This window comes from Mesorhizobium sp. M7A.F.Ca.CA.001.10.2.1, assembly GCF_003998575.1.
In the GTDB taxonomy this organism is placed as follows: Bacteria; Pseudomonadota; Alphaproteobacteria; order Rhizobiales; family Rhizobiaceae; genus Mesorhizobium.
In genome coordinates this window covers 1-754 of record NZ_RZQY01001203.1, presented here as the reverse complement: position 1 = coordinate 754, position 754 = coordinate 1, and the positions used below count along the sequence as shown (strand labels likewise).

2 protein-coding genes are annotated in these 754 nt (G+C 59.3%); one reads left to right on the top strand and one right to left on the bottom strand.

Annotated elements, in window-relative coordinates; all coding sequences use genetic code 11:
- Positions 1-573: hypothetical protein (locus EN964_RS36145; protein WP_245490752.1), on the bottom strand; the 573-nt coding region annotated here is incomplete at its 3' end.
- Between EN964_RS36145 and EN964_RS39030 the strand changes: the two genes are divergently transcribed.
- The coding region (locus EN964_RS39030; RefSeq protein WP_245490751.1) for a hypothetical protein at positions 559-754 on the top strand (196 nt) is incomplete at its 3' end. The two genes, EN964_RS36145 and EN964_RS39030, sit on opposite strands and share 15 nt — an antisense overlap.

Below are 754 nucleotides of genomic sequence, written 5' to 3'. Positions count from 1 at the left end.
GAGGAGGACGGCCCTGCCCTCATGCATGACGAAATCGAATTTTCCATAGTCAAAGCCGAGTTCACGCCGACGCTCACGCAATTCGTCGGGCACCGGGACGGGCTCGCGCCGGATCGTCTCTGATGCCTTGACCAGGCCGTTCGGGGAGACGTAGCGGGTGCAGCGCTCGCGCTCTCCGCAAAACACCCAGAAACGAACAGCAAAACCGTCGGGTTCTCTCTCCGGAATGAACTTTTCCACGACGAGATCGTCGCAATCAAAGACGCCATCTGGAACGTCGCCGAGAGATCCATGGACCTCATAAGGATGCAAGGCTGGCAAGCGCGGAAACGGCTGCTGTTTCCCGGCACGCTCGGATCGCCGGTTGAGGAGCGTCTCCGGAATACCCCGATTGTTGAGATTGCTTTTGACGATCACCTGACCTTGCCAGCTGTCGGTTCTGTCGACCAATGCGCCGCTGATCCGCCGCTTGGATATGTCGGCGGCGCCGATGTTGAGGCAGAAGGCAAAACTCCGGGCGTAGTCGACATAGTCCGTGGGCGTCACCGTGGCATCGACATGCAATACCGCCATATCGCCGCTGACCGGCTTCGACAGGCCTTGCTGAACCTGAACCGAGTGGCCGCGCCTTTTCAATTCCGCAAGAATGTCGAACAGCATGTATGGGCTGCTCCTGCGCAGCAGGATGTCGCGCCTGCCCAGGAACCTGTCATGCTCGTGCGTTATCACAACGATGCGCGCCACTATCTACCTC